This is a genomic window from Peribacillus frigoritolerans (assembly GCF_004358755.1).
GTDB lineage: Bacteria > Bacillota > Bacilli > Bacillales > Bacillaceae > Bacillus_P.
Window position 1 is genome coordinate 1,065,007 of record NZ_SMZY01000001.1, and the last position, 16,085, is coordinate 1,081,091.

Genomic DNA, 16,085 nt, shown 5'->3' on the forward strand with positions numbered 1-16,085 from the left:
CAGAATAGCTGCTGTAAAATGGAATCAGAGCCCATGAACCTTAAGGGGTTTGCAGCGGATAAACATGACTCCTGCGGGAAATAGAGCGAAGTGGGAGGCTCACACCGGACCGCAGAAAGGAACGGACAACATTTATCATTTTCTTTGCGGAAAACAGTCTGTAAAAAAACAAAAACGAGCATCTAAAGCGATGCTCGTTTTCATATTATCTTCAGTCTTTAACAGGGAACCAGCCAGGCGTATGAATGATCGCCTGCCATAATGGATCAGGCACGACCAGGCGGGACTGGGCATTTTTATCGAGTTTTGTCTCAATTTCATTTTCCCGGCCTTCGGCAATTTTCTGCACCCAATCAGGATCGATGATCAATTCACGTCCAAGAGCTATAAGGGGAACTCCGGTGCTCATCGCTTTCATGGCGTCATCTGGTGTATAGATCGATCCAACACCAATCAGCGGTAATTTATCGGCAACACGTTCTTGAATAATTTCAAGGCGAGAGCGAGTATCATCGATTCCGCGTCTTGGAGCTGACCAATATTCCATCAGGGAGATATGCAGATAATCCAAGTCTTTTTCAGTAAGCGCATCAACAAGCGCCAGCGTATCTTCCATCGTAATTCCCGGTGTTTCCGGCTCCTCAGGTGAAAAACGGTAACCGACGAGAAATTCATTTGTCCCATATTGATCAACCGTCTTTTTCACCTCATCAACAACTGCTAGAGGGAAAGCAAGTCTTTTTTCAAGACTTCCTCCAAACTCATCTTCGCGGCGGTTTGAATGAGGCGAGACGAATTGCTGAATTAAATAGGTATTTGCACCGTGTATTTCAACACCGTCAAAGCCAGCTTCAATTGCACGGCGGGCTGATTCACCGAAGTCTTTGATAATGCTGTTTATTTCTTTAATTGTCAGCGCGCGCGGCACCGGTGCTTCCCCAGAGGGATGCCCCTGTTCAGCAGCCACTGCACTGGCACTGACTACATCACCATTTGGAACTAGTTCTGCAGGAACCATGCGTCCGCCATGGAAAATCTGGAGAATCGCTTTAGCACCTTGATCCTTTATTGCTGAAGCAAGCTTTCGCAGGGAAGGAATCATCTCATCGGAATCACTTCCAAATTCGCCGGGGAATCCTTTGCCGCTCGGCGTCACATAGGCACATGCTGTAATAACCATGCCAGCTCCGCTTGAACGGCGGCTATAATAAGCAGTTTCTGCTTCTGTTACGGTTCCATCATTATTTGATGAAAAATTTGTCATCGGCGCCATAACGACACGGTTCTTTAATTGTATACCGTTTTTAAATTCGAATGGCTGAAATAACGGTTGATAGTTTGAATTCATAATTCTCGACCTCCGTATTTATATGTACCTTTACATGATACTGTCTTGTTTTAAAAGTTGCACTAAATATGCTCATTATAATTTGTTTAATCTTTTCAAATCATTCATGATAGAAGATATGGAGCGTGAATACGATGGTGAAAATTGAAGCAGATGTGATGCAGGGGCGCGGAAGTTATTATGACCTTGGTTTCAAACAGGGAAAATTCCACAAAGATTCTAAACTCTTTCAAAATCACCGGAAAAGAAGAATAAAATCAATCAAATCTTATCAATCGGAACTGAAAGCGGCTCAGAGTCTGTATGAACAGTTCGCACCAGGATTATGGATGGAACTGGAGGGCTTGTCTGAAGGATTGGACTGGCCGCTTGAAGATGTTGTCCATGAGTACAGCGGGTATCAGGCAGATTGGAAAAAATCAGGATGCAGTGCTCTCATGCAAAACGGCTACTATGCCAGAAACTACGACTATCATCCGAAAACATACGAAGGCCGTTTCTTGATATGGCAGCCTGAAAACGCTTATGCGAGCATCGGTTTCGCAACAAGAATGATCGGACGGATTGACGGCATGAATGAAAAAGGGCTTGTCATTGGCTACCATTTTGTGAATCGGCTAAAACCTGGAGACGGGTTTATTTGCTGCAGCATTGCTAGATTTATCCTGGACACATGCAAAACGACTGCCGAAGCCATTCTGAAACTAAAAGAAATTCCTCACCGGCACGCGTTTAATTATTCTCTTTACGATGCATCAGGACATGCAGCCATAGCAGAAGCATCGAGCAAGGGAGTTTCTATTACATCAAAAGCTCAAATGGCGTGCACAAATCATTTTGAGAGTCCCTTTAAACTGAGCGAAAACCGTCATCATTTAGTGGAAACTCATTCCAGGAAGAATCAGCTTTCAGAAGTATTCAATCCTGATTTTTCAGCATCAGATGCTTTTGCTTTCTTTAACAGCACAAGCAGTTCGATTTTCAAAAAAGAATATCAGAATTGGTCAGGAACCCTTCATACTGCGGTTTATCTGCCAAAAACACTTCAGGTGATGATCGGAGTTGGAGGTGACAGTCTGCCGGTAGTCTTTTCATTTAAAGAGTGGCTGAAAGGAAAAGACAGCTACGTGAAAAAAATAAGAGGAACACTTGAAACAGATATTGAACTTCCGTTTTAAAGAAAACGTTTGATTTCGAGTGCCCTTAGGGTACAGGATTATAGAGTAAAGAAAGTTGGGGGAGTGTATATGCAGCAAGTAATAGACATGATGAACCAGAATGAGCGCCTGCTATTTGAGAAATGGGAAAGAAACGTCGAAAGTCCGCAATTTGTCGATTCAGATGAAAAGCAAAAACTATTTGATATGATTTTCAGCATCATCAGCAGATCAGATGAAAAATCCGCTGATTATTTGAGAGAATGGTATGAGAGATATTTTAAGCAGGATGATTCCTTAACGTATCTTGTCAAATCGGTTCAGCAGTTCAGAAGATCTCTCATTGAACTTGCCCTCTCACATGAGAATTCCGCTTTCGTTGTAAATGACTTATATAAGAGCGTGGACAAATGGTTTGATCCCATCATTGCAGATTTAGTCAGTGACTGTTCAAATTCATGGAACGAAGAATTCCGTAAGCAGCAGCATATTGTAAAAGAACTGACAGCTCCAATGATCCCAATCTCAACAGACATATGCATCCTGCCCCTGATCGGCAACATTAATGATGAAAGGGCTCAGGTTATTAAAGAAAATCTCCTGATCGGTGTCGAACATTATAAATGCAATTATATATTTATTGATATTACCGGCGTCCCTGTTGTGGATACATTTGTTGCCAATCATTTGATGCAGGCATCTGAAGCCGTGCAATTGCTTGGTACAAACTGCATCATTGTAGGCATTCGCCCCGAAATTGCCCAAACTCTGATCAACCTTGGGATATCGATGGATAATATCCAAACCTTCTCTAATCTTCATACAGGGATTCAATATGTAACGATGAAGGGAAAAAAAGAACAGCGATGATGATCGCTGTTCTTTTTTTTGCAGTCTAAAGTTTACATAATATTATTATGAATTAAAACTAATGAAATTCTTTTTAAACTTCTGCTTTTCTGCCGTCATACCTAGCTTTTTTTGCCATAGAGAACAGGGAATTTCCTATTTTTGTAGAATAGGGTAAGAGAATCTTTTAAAAAGGAGTGTCGTTTATGATTACTTTTCAAAAGCCGGATGTCGAGCAGTTTTTAAAGGTGCTGACGATTCAGGACTTTACGGTTTCTCCAGATAAAAAACAGCTGGTGTTCAGTACAAATATCGGCGGACATTTTAACTTATGGGCGATGGATTTGCCGAATCAGTATCCTTACCCATTAACATCCATTAATCAAGCATGCGACAGTCTTCTATATAATAAAAAATCAAATTTTATTCTGGCAGGCTTTGATCAGGACGGCGATGAAAATTCTCAGCTTTATGCGCTTTCACCAAAAGGCGGTTCCCAGGTAGCGGTGCGGTATGAAAAAGGGGAACGTCACATGTTTCCGTTCTTTTCGAAAAATGGTGAATCGCTGTATTATACATCCACTAAAGATGGCCACGATGCCTATCTTGCAGCTTATCGCTATAATCTTTCGGATGAATCAGAAGAAATTCTAATAGAGGGGACGGATACATCAGTCTATCTGATGGCCGTTTCACCTGAAGAGAAAAGCTTTGTTTACTCTAAAAACTACGGCAATACTTCTTCGTTATTATTTGTCAAAATAGATGGGGAAGATGTTCTGGCAACACCTGAAAGTGATCAGCAATTTACACAAAGCGATCCAGTATATACGTCTGAGCAGGAGATCTATTTTATTACAAACTATGAATCAGACTTTTCCTATTTGGCAAAATTTGATTTGGCCAAGCGTGAGTTTTCTAAGGTGCTGGAACTGAAAGGGAAAGATGCAAGTGCACTGAAATATGATGATACTCTGCAAAAAATTTATGTGATAGCGGCTAAAGGGGTAAAAGACGAATTGGTTTCATATGATTTGGCCGACCAGTCTTCAGAAAACCTTGAAATTCCGGTTGACCGTGTCAACAAAATGGAAGTGACAGAAGCTGGAGAGCTGTTCATTCTCGGTCAATCAGCAACTATCCCATTAAATATTTTCACAAGAACCCCTTCGCACAGCTGGGAGCAGATCACGAATCATGGGGTTACCGGGATGAGACCGGAAGATTTAGTAGAACCGGAAACCGTTACATATGCGTCTTTTGACGGAATGGAGATTGAAGCTTCCTTGTATAGAGCTCATGCTGGAACACGCAACGGGCATATGATTATCTGGCCCCATGGCGGTCCGCAGGCTGCAGAAACAAACTCATTCAGGGCTCTTTTTCAGTTTTTGCTGAATTGCGGCTACAGTATTTTTACACCTAACTTCAGAGGATCTGCCCGTTACGGGCTTTCATTCATGAAAATGGTTGAGGGAGAATGGGGGAATGGTCCGCGCCATGACATGATAGCGGGAATTGACTGGCTGATTGAACAAGGAATTGCCGATAAAGAGAAGATTTTCTTAATGGGCGGAAGCTTTGGAGGGTATATGGCCCTTCTTCTTCACGGTCGCCATTCTGAATACTTCAAAGCGGTGGTTGATATTTTTGGACCGAGCGATCTTTTCTCGTTTATTAACAGTGTACCGGAATTTTGGAAGTCTGCGATGGATCAGTGGGTAGGAAACCCTGAACGTGACCGCGAAAAACTGATTGATTTTTCTCCAATCACGCATCTAGATGGTATGACAAAACCGATGCTTGTGATTCAGGGGGCAAACGATCCGCGTGTCGTTAAAGCAGAATCTGATAAAATTGTTGAAGCCCTGAGACAAAAGGGCCGTTCGGTAGACTACATGGTGTTGGAAGACGAGGGACACGGCTTTACAAAAAAAGAGAATGAAATTCTTGTATATCGCGCAATCGCTGATTTTTTCAATCAGTACCTATAAGAGAAGGTGAATAAATGAACAGCAGGAAAATTGCCATCGTAACGGGAGCAAGCAGACTGAAAGGAATTGGAGCAGCCATCTGCCTCGAGCTTGCTGAAGCCGGAACAGATCTATTTTTTACTTACTACCGGCCGTACGATGCAGAGCAGCCTTGGGGATCTAAACATGAAGAAGCTGAAAGGCTTGAGTCTCAGATTGCAGCCTTTGGAGTGCGCTCGTCAAGTATGGAGCTTGATTTAACAAATACAGAATCTTTCCGCGTTTTATTTGATCAAGTAGAGAAAAAGCTTGGAGAACCGTCCATTCTTATAAATAATGCAGCATACTCTGCTGAAAATAATTTTGAAACGCTGACATCTGAAAACCTCGATCTTCATTATTTTGTGAATGTCCGGGCACCGCTTATGTTAAGTGCCGAATTTGCAAAACGGTTTCAGCAGGGACGGGGAGGAAGAATTATTCATATGACATCCGGCCAATCGCAAGGACCAATGCCTGGTGAGCTTGCATATGCGGCAACAAAAGCTTGTATTCCTGATATGACAAAGACGCTTGCAGCAGAAATGGGCTATAAAGGCATCACGGTAAATGCAGTGAATCCCGGTCCTACAGATACAGGGTGGATGACAGATGACTTAAAAGCAGTGCTTGTTAAAAAATTTCCAATGAACCGAATCGGGCAGCCTGAAGATGCTGCCCGGATTATTTCTTTCCTTGCAAGTGATGCAGGTGAATGGATTACCGGCCAGACAATCCATTCTGAGGGCGGATTTTTAAGGTCCTGAATAATTAGATGCCGGGCAGATTTATACAAAACAACAAAACGGAATGGTATAAAGGGAAGGGATCTATATGACTGTAATCAGACTGACAAAAGAACGATATCGCGAAGCAATGAACCTATCAGAATATGCGTTTCAATATAAAGTCCCTGAAGAAAAGGTTGAAAATAGACTGCAGACGATGGAAAAGCATCATCAGTTATTCGGGATCCTAGAAGGGGAGGAGCTTGCTGCAAAGCTTCATTTGCTGCCGCTTGAAGTATACCTTGGTGAAACGAAATGGAAAATGGGCGGCATAGCGGGTGTGGCCACTTATCCTGAATACCGCCGAAGCGGGTATGTGAAAGAAATGATTACCTTTCTCCTTGAATACATGAGAAAAGAGAACTTCAGTGTTTCCATGCTTCACCCATTTTCTGTGCCATTTTACCGGAAATATGGGTGGGAGCTGTTCAGCAGCAGTCTCAAAGCTTCTTTAAAATCAGAGGATCTAGTCATGAAAAAACAAATGCCCGGAAAAATTAGACGCTATCAAAAGGAAACACATCCTTCTGAAATCAGAGAAATATATGATGAATTTGCCATGCGATTCTCAGGCATGCTCGTCCGTGAAACGTCCTGGTGGAAAGAGTCCATTTTCGATGATCAGACTGCAGCTGTTTATTATAACGAGGCAGGAGAAGCAAAGGGCTATATGCTCTATGAAGTGAAAAATGACAAAATGACAGTTGAAGAGTTTGTTCCTTTAACATCTGAAGCAAGAATCGGCTTGTGGAATTTCATCTGCCAGCATGACTCTATGATTAAAGAACTTGAGGTGTCTACATACGAGAGCGACCCATTATTTTTTTCACTGAATGAACCAAGAATTAAAGCGGAAGTGAAACCTTATTTTATGGCGCGAATCGTTGATGCGGAAAGCTTTTTGAAAAATTATGAATTCGAGTGGCCGGAGGATGATTCAGAACTGATCATTCATATAAAAGATCAGCATGCTCCATGGAATAATGGAACATTTAAAATGAAGAACAAAGAAGTCATCAAAATTAGCGGATCAGAGGCTGACGGACTGACGCTCGACATTAATACTCTGTCAGCCGCTTTGTTTGGCTATAAAAGGCCTGCTGATTTATATGAAATCGGCCATATTGAAGGTGAGGAAGAAGCAGTAAACATAATGGAAGCATTGATTCCGTCAAGAAAAGCATTTTTTTACGACTTTTTTTAATGAAGAAAGTGCTGCGACATGCTAGCTTCTTTCAGAAGTGCAAAAGGTAAGACACATATTATTTTGCACACCATTGTACAGACTAAATGGTGTGCTTTTTTACATGAATAAGTCAATAAGGATTTTGGCTATTTATGTTTATATGAAAAGAAGAGTTAGTCTGGGGCAGGACCTTGGAGGAATTGATTTTCTTTCTTTCAGTTAAAGGACCAGAACGTTTTTAATAAAATTGGATCATAGTGAAAATTGTGAAGGCTTTCACTTAAATAAATGGGGCAAATTAGCATAATCAGAAATATTAAAACAAATAGAGGTTGGCTGCTAGAACCAAACTGATAATATACTAATATAAATTGTACTCTCCACTCTGCTGTTCACTTCCAGCAGGAATCGGAACTCCCATAGTTCCCAAAGATTCTTTTGCTTGATTTAAATAGGATTCTGCTTGTTCTTGCCACTTGATAATGATTTTAATGAATGGTTTAAACTCAGTACTTGCATTTTCCTCCATCGTTCTTAATCCTTCACGTACATATTTATCTTGATTTTCAGCATTTTTATACAAGCCGCCAGTGTTTCTACAATGGATTGCTGTTGCTCGCCATTTACTAGTCTCTGGGATGAACCTACTGCTGTAACGCAGGTGATAGTAAGCAGGCACTAGATGATTATGCATCTCGAGATTCCCTTTTAAATCTTTGGTTTTTGGTATATGGAAAAGTTCAGAGCTCATAGCACATACCATTTCCTCAGCATATAAACTTTGGCGTAACAAATTTAATATATGTCCCCAGTTGTTAACTCGATAAAAATAGTAAGGCTGCATATAAACATCTCCTTTTTAAAGAAAAATGGAACCCCCATCCCCATATTATGATTAAGGATCGGAATTAATGTAAATGTATTACCTGGCAGTAGAAAGGCCTTTTTCTTAAGCGTCACGGAACTCTGAATAAGGAGGTAAGCCTTTTATTTAATGGAAGAGGTAGCTTTACAGAAGAAAATCCCTTATATAAAGAGCCTTTTTATTGACCGGATTTGCTAACTCACACATCTAATTAAAATTAGTAAGAATATGGACAACAAAACAAATATATATTTAGTCAGGAGTGAGTAAAGGGGGGGGGGGATTTCTCTGGTTAGCTCAATCGTTGCAAGGTCGCTGGATGAAATAAAATTTTGGTCAAGAATTATGAAAGAGCACGCCTTATTTTTAAGTTTAGGGTTTACACATGAACAAAAACAATTGATTGGAGAAGCACAGCAATTTATCACTATTTTTGAAAGAATAGAGGAAAAGCTGAGCAGGTTTACGATAAACTCAGATTTAGGCCAAATACAGGCTTTTAATAGTGAGGTTTATCAAGCAGCTGCTTCTATATGGCAATACAAGAGAAAAGTGTTAGGTTTAACATTACGCTGCGAAATTCGTTCTAATAATTTCCCGTTACTGGTTGATCACATTAGCAGAGAAGCAGCTTACTTTGCTAATCGATTAAAAGAGCTCAATGAAGGTATACTAACCCCAAAACCTGAAGCTATTATTGAAGAAAATGTATTCTTTCTTAAAATCATGGCTGATCATGCTAAGTTTATCGGACATCTTTTAGATCCTTCGGAACGAAAGTTAGTAGAGCAGGCGAAAGAATTTAGTCATGATTTTGATCAATTGGTTTTTCAGGCTGTTGATTTGGAATCTATGCGGCCACAATCAGAAACTAAGCCAATACTAAGCCAATTCTTAAATCAAAATAGAGTATCGGTAGCCTCGTTAAGAGATTTTAAGAAAACAGCAAGAGAGTTAATAGAAGCATGTCGTATTAAGAGCAATATTCATCCCCTTTTAGCAGATCATACTTTTAGAGAAGCTGAGAGGTTTCTTGAGATCATTGATTTATTTGAAGCTAGTCTGGAATAGGCCTTGAAAAGGCATTTACTTATTTAAGTTCAGACCGATGGCAGAATCGATTTATACTTTAAATAACTAAATGGGTGGTTTTATTGAACTTTTTTCAAAAAGGACAGTAATTTGTCCTTTTTTTGTTTTTATAAATTTCCCCCTGTTCTTTTGAGGATATTCAAAATCAGGGGGCTGATGGCGGAGCTTCGGAGAATTTTACACGTGCCCGCATGGTGAGGGTTAATTTCTGAAATTGGAGGAACTACTTGTATGGATGATTTTGTAAAAAAGCAAGCCGCAAAGTAGAGAAATGAATGAATTCTCTACTATTTGTTCTATCTTATCGACAATTTGCTTTGATAGAATGAAAAAGGATAGTAACACTATGCTGCAGGACTTTGTTTTATAACAAAGTCCTGCTTAATGGAGATTCCTATAGTGACTCAGAGCAAGCAGCGGGAAAATCTTATTGTAGCTGTGATAATGAATATAAAACTGCTTCGGCAGTCCGATGCCGGTAGGATATGCGGAGCTTTTTTCATCGAAAGGCTTCATTAGGCGTTTTACACTTGTTTGTATCACTTTGTCCTTTTTATCCATCACACATAATAACGCATCAAGCGCCCAGGCTGTTTGTGAGGGAGTACTAAATCCGAGCGGCATGTAGGTTTTCACTTCAGAACTTCTGCATGATTCTCCAAATCCGCCATCTTTATTCTGGATGCTTACCAGCCATTTCACTGCTTTTGTAATCGCAGGATGAGAGTTTGATAGACCTGCTGCTTTTAGTCCGGTAATCGCAGCCCAAGTTCCATAAATATAACAAACTCCCCATCTGCCATACCATGAACCGTTTTGTTCTTGCTGATGCAAAAGCCAGGTAACCGCTGCCTGAATGGAAGGATGATCTTTTGTTAAACCTGCAAAATTTCCAAGGTATTCAAGAACACGGCCTGTTAAATCGGCTGTGGAGGGATCTACAGCTGCGTCTTTAGCATTTTCAAGCGGGATGGATGCAAAAATAGGATTGTTGACATTTTTCTCAAATGCACCAAAACCCCCGTCTCGATTTTGCATGGATAAAAGCCAAGATGAACCTTTATTCCACGCGTCAAAATAGACGGGATCTAAAGCGGAAAGCTGAGTAAGGGCACGGAGAACTGCGGCTGTGTCATCGTTGTCTGGATGATTAGTATTGATGTTTGAAAACCCCCAGCCGCCGGGAGAGGCAGAAGGGTTATGAATGCGCCAGTCCGCCTTTTTTACATGCTGGCGTGAAAGCAAATAGGAAGAAGCGTTCATAATCATAGCATCATGATAGGGGATACCCGCTTTTTGCAGGCTATAGCTGAGCAGGGCGGTATCCCAAACAGTGGAGGTTGAATTCTCAACTGTTGTTAAGTTGTCATCTTGATAGATTATCGATTTAAGTCCTGCAACTGCCTGCTTAATCTGAGGGGAGTTTTCCTTATACCCGAGAGAGAGCAGGGCATAAATCATAAAGAAAGTGGCACTTGCATAGCTGAAAAGCGTTCCGTCTGCTTCAATCCTCTTAAGCATGTATTTTTCAGCAGCGTTCTTTCCGGCTCTGTGAACATAAGCTGGGAAGCCGACAAACGACCGAAGTGTTTCAGTAAAATAGCTGTGCTTTGTGCGATGTCTGTCTGAAAACGACAGCCAATCAATGGACCTCGGTTTTGAAACATGTAAATGAGAAAGATCTATGGAACGATGAGTGCTGTGAATATATCGTTTATTCATCGCCAGAATCATCGGCATAAAATGAATTCTGGCGTAGGAACTTAATTGATACATACTGATCGGGGATCTAGCGGGCAGCAGCAAATAGGCTAGTGGAAAGCGGAAATACTTGGGCCAAGGATAAAGACCATTTACTGCCAGGAACCACTTTGTCATAAAATGAACATTAGAAAGTCCGCCTTGAGAGACTATGAATGATTCTGCCCGATTCAGCAAAGGGTCTGATTTTTTATATAAACCTGTAGAGAGAAGGGCTGTATAAGCTTGAACAGTTGCGGTTAAATTGCCTTCTTTTTCATCTTCGTAAAGCTTCCATGTGCCTTCATTTGACTGCAGATTCAGCAGCCGATTTGTCAAATTTTTTATCAAGACTTCATCATCGTCCTGCAGAGAACGGAGAAGAATGATCATAAAAGCATCTGTCATCGGACCGCCTTCAAAACAAAAGCGCCAGGAACCGTCGGTTTGCTGCAGCTGTCTAATCTCATCAGTCATTCTATTGATTTGCTTGTTTAAATCGTTTATTGAAATCACATAATTCACCTCATCTTATTCAATCTATTCACGAAAAGAGGAGGTTATGAGTTTGCAGCACAAAGTGGAAATGAGGATCTTCAGGAAGTGCGCTAAACCCGAGTTTGCAGCACAAAGTGCAAGCGGCGATCTTGAGGAAGTGCGCTAAACCTGAGTTTACAGCACAAGGTGCAAACGGGCGATCTTCAGGAAGTGCGCTAAACCCGAGTTTACAGCACAAAGTGCAAGCGGCGATCTTGAGGAAGTGCGCTAAACCCGAGTTTACAGCACAAAGTGCAAGCGGCGATCTTGAGGAAGTGCGCTAAACCCGAGTTTACAGCACAAGGTGCAAGCGGCGATCTTGAGGAAGTGCGCTAAACCCGAGTTTACAGCACAAGGTGCAAGCGGAGATCTTCAGGAAGTGCGCTAAACCCGAGTTTACAGCACAAAGTGCAAGCGGGCGATCTTCAGGAAGTGCGCTAAACCCAAGTTTACAGCACAAAGTGCAAGCGGCGATCTTGAGGAAGTGCGCTAAACCAGAGTTTAAAGCACAAGGTGCAAGCGGCGATCTTGAGGAAGTGCGCTAAACCTGAGTTTACAGCACAAGGTGCAAACGGGCGATCTTCAGGAAGTGCGCTAAACCCGAGTTTACAGCACAAAATGCAAGTGTGGCATTTCAGAAAGTGTGATAAACCGGCGTTTACAGCACGAACTGAGAATACAGATCTGCAGGAAGTGCGCTAAACCCCACAGTTAAGGTGTTCTGCACATGGTTTATATAGTATAATAAGGTCAAAATGCACAAAGGAGAATGCTCAAATGATTCATCAAGATTGGCTGAACAAAGAAACCATCAAAGTGGTAACATGCAAACATACAAATGCAGAAAAATACATGGTAAACCGTGTTTTGACAGCGGGAAATACATATGAAGTTAAAAACGAAACAGAAGAATTTTACTTTGTTATTGATAACAACGGCAAAGTGAGCGGCTTCTACAAGGATTATTTTGAAGAGAAATAAATGATAAAAAAGCCATCTGAAAAGTTCAGATGGCTTTTTTTACATGTGTTACCAGGCGGTTCTGCTTTTTATTGTCCAGCTCCACCTCCCAACTCCTCGGCCAGAACGGCTCATCCAGCAAAGGCAAAAAGCGCCTTCACTGGCTGAGCCTTATCTATCTGTCGGAGCTAAACGGTCGGTTCCGCTTTTCTATTGTCCAGCTCCACCTTCCAACTCCTCGGCCAGAACGGCTCATCCAGCAAAGGCAAAAAGCGCCTTCACTGGCTGATCCTTATCTGTCTGTCGGAGCTAAACGGTCGGTTCCGCTTTTCTATTTAACGCTGAAGGTTAATCCAAACACTCTTCACTTCAGTGTAATTAGACAATGCATAGGATCCCATTTCGCGTCCTAGTCCGGATTGCTTGTAGCCACCGAACGGAGATGCAGCATCAAAAGCATTGTAGCAGTTGACCCAGACCGTTCCAGCTTTTAATTTGCTTGCGACGTAATGGGCATTGGCAATGTCCCTTGTCCATAATCCTGCTGCAAGTCCAAACTCACTTTGGTTGGCGCGGTTAATCACTTCATCCAGATCGTCATACGGCATAGCAGCAATAACCGGTCCGAAAATTTCTTCTCTTGCGATGGTCATTTCATCTTTAACAGCTGCAAAGATGGTAGGCGAGACGAAATATCCATTTTCTGATGGAGAGCCGCCGCCGGTTAAGATTTCAGCGCCTTCTTCTACACCTTTTTGAATGTAATTCAGCACGCGGTTTTGCTGTTCATCTGATACAAGAGGCCCAATTTGAGTTTCTGGCTCAATGCCTGCACCCTGGCGGATATTTTTCGCATGGGAGACCATGTCTGACACAACATTATCATAGTGCTTCTTATGGATGAAAACGCGTGAACCTGCACAGCAAACCTGGCCTTGGTTGAACATAACCCCAGTAAGAGCACCTGGTACTGCAGCAGAGAGATCAGCATCAGGAAGTATGATGTTTGGCGACTTGCCGCCAAGCTCAAGTGTTACGCGCTTAAGTGTTTTTGATGCTTTTTCCATGATCATTTTGCCGACAGGCGTAGAACCTGTGAAAGCAATTTTATCTACTTCAGGATGCATCACAAGCGCGTCTCCAGCTGTTTCTCCGAAGCCCGGAACGATGTTGACAACTCCTTCAGGGAATCCAGCTTCTGCAATCAGCTCAGCTAAGTATAAAGCTGAAAGAGGCGTTTGCTCTGCCGGCTTTAATACAACTGTACATCCTGTTGCAAGTGCAGCGCCCAATTTCCACATCGCCATTAGAAGAGGGAAGTTCCAAGGAATAATCTGTCCGACTACACCAAGAGCTTCATGTCTTGTGTAATTGAAAAATTGCCCGCTTACCGGAATGGTTTGTCCGACAATTTTGGTTGACCAGCCTGCATAATATCTCATATGTTCAATCGCGAGCGGAACATCGGCATTTTTTGTTTCATTAATTGGCTTTCCGTTATCAAGCGTTTCAAGCTGAGCCAGCTCTTCTTTATTAGCTTCCATTAAATCAGCAAGCTTGTACATCAGTCTGCTTCGTTCAGCAGCGCTCATTTTAGACCATGGGCCCGCGTCAAACGCTTTTCTTGCAGCTTTAACAGCAAGATCGATATCAGCCTTGTCGCCTTCATAAACGGCTGCAAGTGTTTCGCCTGTAGCGGGGTTAGGAGTGTTGAACGTCTTTTTAGATACACTCTCTACAAACTCCCCGTTAATAAACAGCTTTTTCTTTCCCTGCAGAAATTTCTCCAGCTTTTCTCCAACTTTCAATGTAGCTTGACTCATCAATAATCAGCCTCCTAAATAATATTGGTGAAAATATATGTAGAAATCATGCTGAAGACGGGCAAGCAGACTGCCCATTATAGCGCCACACGAATGTAAGCGATTACAGTAAAATAATATACTAAAAATTCTAAATTTACAATATATAAGTCTTTGTTATCTATTAAAATATGAATATCGCAGAAATGATTGGGTGGAGTGATAGAAATAAAAATATTGCTTGAGATGCATATTGTGTTTTTTTTAAAACGTTGTCTCACTTAAAAGGCGAAAGATAGAAATAGAAGCAGTCATCGCCATAGGAGGTTGAGCAGTCCAGCAACCAGTATTTTATGAATCAACACCTATTGCTTCGTTTTTCATAGGAGGATAGAGCCTGGTGTCGGATTCGATGATTTTTGCTGCGTTTTTGGAGCGGAGAAAACAGACATCCTTCAGACCAGATGTCTGTTTTTCTCTTGGATGGATAAAAATAAGGTGAGAAAATATATGAAGTTTTCATAAGAATCACATTCAAATTTTTCAAAGAAGCTCACCAGCTGTATTTCACTGACTGAATCCAATATCCCTGACGTTTCAATCGGATAACGATGCTGCTCAAAGAAATCCCCAGCTCCAAATTCCTTAAAAAGCTCTTCCATCATAATCACCCTTTCCTGTTACCAGTATGAAGTAGATCCACTTTTTCTAAACAGAAAAGTTTAGGCCGGCCTTATTAGTGGAAAGGTGTAAGAGATTCATGCCAAAGCGTGTTATTTTTTCATCTCTCAGGAAACCATATAAATGATTAAGTGCAGGTTCCCTGTTCTTATTTTAATATGTGCACGCCTTAAAATGGATACTCAGACTATGTAAACAGAAAGGAAATCATCATGATCGGTATACTTCTTGCATTAATTCCTGCTGTTGCCTGGGGAAGCCTTGTGCTTGTCAGTGTAAAGCTTGGGGGAAATGCCTACAGCCAAACGATGGGCATAACTGTCGGAGCGTTTTTATTCTCGCTTGTCATGTTCTTTTTTTCAAATCCTGACCTGACTCCACTCGTATGGTCAATCGGGATTGTCTCAGGTATTTTTTGGACCGTTGGACAGTTAAATCAGCTTGCAAGCGTCAAACACATCGGCGTCTCTAAAACCGTTCCAATTTCAACAGGAATGCAGCTGATCGGAACAACGTTATTCGGTGTACTGCTCTTTAAAGAATGGGACACAAAAATGACGGTCATTCTTGGGAGCATCGCCATTCTTTTCATTATTGGGGGAGTTGTATTAACTTCAATTGGGCAAAAAGACGATAAAGATGCAGGCAAAAGCCTCAGAAAAGGGTTGCTGATTTTATTTATTTCATCATTAGGGTACATAGGCTATGTCATAATTATCAGATATTTTGAAATTGACGGATGGGCTGCCATTTTGCCGCAGGCGATCGGAATGGTTGCAGCAGCAGCAGCTTTAACAGCCAGACATAAGCCATTTGATAAATTTGCACTGCGCAATATCTTAACAGGGTTAATGTGGGCGGCCGGAAATCTGGGACTGCTTTTGGCTCTTCCAAAGATCGGAGTCGCAACAAGCTTTTCTCTTTCACAGACAGGCATTATCATTTCTACGCTTGGCGGAATTTTTCTGCTGGGAGAAAAGAAAACGAAAAAACAGATTATCTTTGTCATTATCGGCTGTGTCCTGATTATCGCAGGCGGAGTCTTGCTTGGTTATACAAAACGCTAGG

General features: G+C 41.6%; 13 protein-coding genes. 8 read left to right on the forward strand and 5 right to left on the reverse strand.

Annotated features, from left to right (window positions below; genetic code table 11):
• Positions 1–211: 211 nt before the first annotated feature.
• On the reverse strand, positions 212–1,348 hold the full coding sequence (locus tag E2R53_RS05580; RefSeq protein WP_133310764.1) for an NADH-dependent flavin oxidoreductase: 1,137 nt from the start codon (positions 1,346–1,348) through the stop codon (positions 212–214).
• Positions 1,349–1,482: 134 nt separating this feature from the next.
• Between E2R53_RS05580 and E2R53_RS05585 the strand changes: the two genes are divergently transcribed.
• From E2R53_RS05585 to E2R53_RS05605, 5 genes are all read left to right on the forward strand, one after another.
• On the forward strand, positions 1,483–2,526 hold the full coding sequence (locus E2R53_RS05585; RefSeq protein WP_133310765.1) for a C45 family autoproteolytic acyltransferase/hydolase: 1,044 nt from the start codon (positions 1,483–1,485) through the stop codon (positions 2,524–2,526).
• A gap of 69 nt (positions 2,527–2,595) precedes the next feature.
• Positions 2,596–3,375: an STAS domain-containing protein gene (locus E2R53_RS05590; RefSeq protein ID WP_133310766.1), complete on the forward strand. Its 780-nt coding sequence runs from the start codon at positions 2,596–2,598 to the stop codon at positions 3,373–3,375.
• A gap of 185 nt (positions 3,376–3,560) precedes the next feature.
• Entirely contained in the window at positions 3,561–5,348 is a 1,788-nt protein-coding gene (locus E2R53_RS05595; RefSeq protein WP_133310767.1) for a S9 family peptidase, read from the forward strand.
• Positions 5,349–5,362: 14 nt separating this feature from the next.
• The gene (locus tag E2R53_RS05600) at positions 5,363–6,133 is read left to right on the forward strand and encodes an SDR family oxidoreductase (protein WP_133310768.1); all 771 of its coding nucleotides are present in this window, start codon (positions 5,363–5,365) and stop codon (positions 6,131–6,133) included.
• A 67-nt stretch (positions 6,134–6,200) separates the two neighbouring features.
• Positions 6,201–7,358 carry a GNAT family N-acetyltransferase gene (locus E2R53_RS05605; protein WP_133310769.1) on the forward strand — a complete coding sequence of 386 codons (1,158 nt, stop codon included), beginning with the start codon at positions 6,201–6,203 and terminating at the stop codon, positions 7,356–7,358.
• A gap of 343 nt (positions 7,359–7,701) precedes the next feature.
• Here the strand turns inward: E2R53_RS05605 and E2R53_RS05610 are convergent, their stop codons facing one another.
• The gene (locus E2R53_RS05610) at positions 7,702–8,184 is read right to left on the reverse strand and encodes a hypothetical protein (protein WP_286166081.1); all 483 of its coding nucleotides are present in this window, start codon (positions 8,182–8,184) and stop codon (positions 7,702–7,704) included.
• Between the two features lie 309 nt (positions 8,185–8,493).
• Here E2R53_RS05610 and E2R53_RS05615 point away from each other — a divergent pair, with 309 nt between their 5' ends.
• Positions 8,494–9,276: a DUF2935 domain-containing protein gene (locus E2R53_RS05615; RefSeq protein WP_133310770.1), complete on the forward strand. Its 783-nt coding sequence runs from the start codon at positions 8,494–8,496 to the stop codon at positions 9,274–9,276.
• Positions 9,277–9,678: 402 nt separating this feature from the next.
• Here the strand turns inward: E2R53_RS05615 and shc are convergent, their stop codons facing one another.
• Positions 9,679–11,544, reverse strand: coding sequence for a squalene--hopene cyclase (gene shc / locus E2R53_RS05620; RefSeq protein ID WP_435796780.1), 1,866 nt, complete (start codon positions 11,542–11,544; stop codon positions 9,679–9,681).
• Between the two features lie 807 nt (positions 11,545–12,351).
• Between shc and E2R53_RS05625 the strand changes: the two genes are divergently transcribed.
• Positions 12,352–12,555: a DUF6501 family protein gene (locus tag E2R53_RS05625; protein ID WP_070875904.1), complete on the forward strand. Its 204-nt coding sequence runs from the start codon at positions 12,352–12,354 to the stop codon at positions 12,553–12,555.
• A 314-nt stretch (positions 12,556–12,869) separates the two neighbouring features.
• Here E2R53_RS05625 and E2R53_RS05630 read toward each other — a convergent pair whose 3' ends face one another.
• Positions 12,870–14,357: an aldehyde dehydrogenase family protein gene (locus tag E2R53_RS05630; RefSeq protein ID WP_133310771.1), complete on the reverse strand. Its 1,488-nt coding sequence runs from the start codon at positions 14,355–14,357 to the stop codon at positions 12,870–12,872.
• A gap of 434 nt (positions 14,358–14,791) precedes the next feature.
• A complete protein-coding gene (locus E2R53_RS05635; RefSeq protein ID WP_133310772.1) occupies positions 14,792–15,001 on the reverse strand; it encodes a hypothetical protein in 210 nt (69 codons plus the stop codon).
• Between the two features lie 231 nt (positions 15,002–15,232).
• On the opposite strand from E2R53_RS05635, the gene E2R53_RS05640 reads away from it, so the two are divergent.
• Positions 15,233–16,084, forward strand: a complete 852-nt coding sequence (locus E2R53_RS05640) for a GRP family sugar transporter (protein ID WP_133311174.1) — start codon at positions 15,233–15,235, stop codon at positions 16,082–16,084.
• The last annotated feature ends 1 nt before the right edge of the window (position 16,085 follow it).

Excerpts from the sequence above, each read along its gene's own strand:
- E2R53_RS05605 (WP_133310769.1), top strand. The coding sequence starts at position 6,201 with ATGACTGTAATCAGACTGACAAAAGAACGATATCGCGAAGCAATGAAC.
- E2R53_RS05600 (WP_133310768.1), top strand. The coding sequence starts at position 5,363 with ATGAACAGCAGGAAAATTGCCATCGTAACGGGAGCAAGCAGACTGAAA.
- E2R53_RS05595 (WP_133310767.1), top strand. The coding sequence starts at position 3,561 with ATGATTACTTTTCAAAAGCCGGATGTCGAGCAGTTTTTAAAGGTGCTG.
- E2R53_RS05580 (WP_133310764.1), bottom strand. The coding sequence starts at position 1,348 with ATGAATTCAAACTATCAACCGTTATTTCAGCCATTCGAATTTAAAAAC.
- E2R53_RS05635 (WP_133310772.1), bottom strand. The coding sequence starts at position 15,001 with ATGATGGAAGAGCTTTTTAAGGAATTTGGAGCTGGGGATTTCTTTGAG.
- E2R53_RS05590 (WP_133310766.1), top strand. The coding sequence starts at position 2,596 with ATGCAGCAAGTAATAGACATGATGAACCAGAATGAGCGCCTGCTATTT.
- E2R53_RS05625 (WP_070875904.1), top strand. The coding sequence starts at position 12,352 with ATGATTCATCAAGATTGGCTGAACAAAGAAACCATCAAAGTGGTAACA.
- E2R53_RS05630 (WP_133310771.1), bottom strand. The coding sequence starts at position 14,357 with ATGAGTCAAGCTACATTGAAAGTTGGAGAAAAGCTGGAGAAATTTCTG.
- E2R53_RS05585 (WP_133310765.1), top strand. The coding sequence starts at position 1,483 with ATGGTGAAAATTGAAGCAGATGTGATGCAGGGGCGCGGAAGTTATTAT.
- E2R53_RS05610 (WP_286166081.1), bottom strand. The coding sequence starts at position 8,184 with ATGCAGCCTTACTATTTTTATCGAGTTAACAACTGGGGACATATATTA.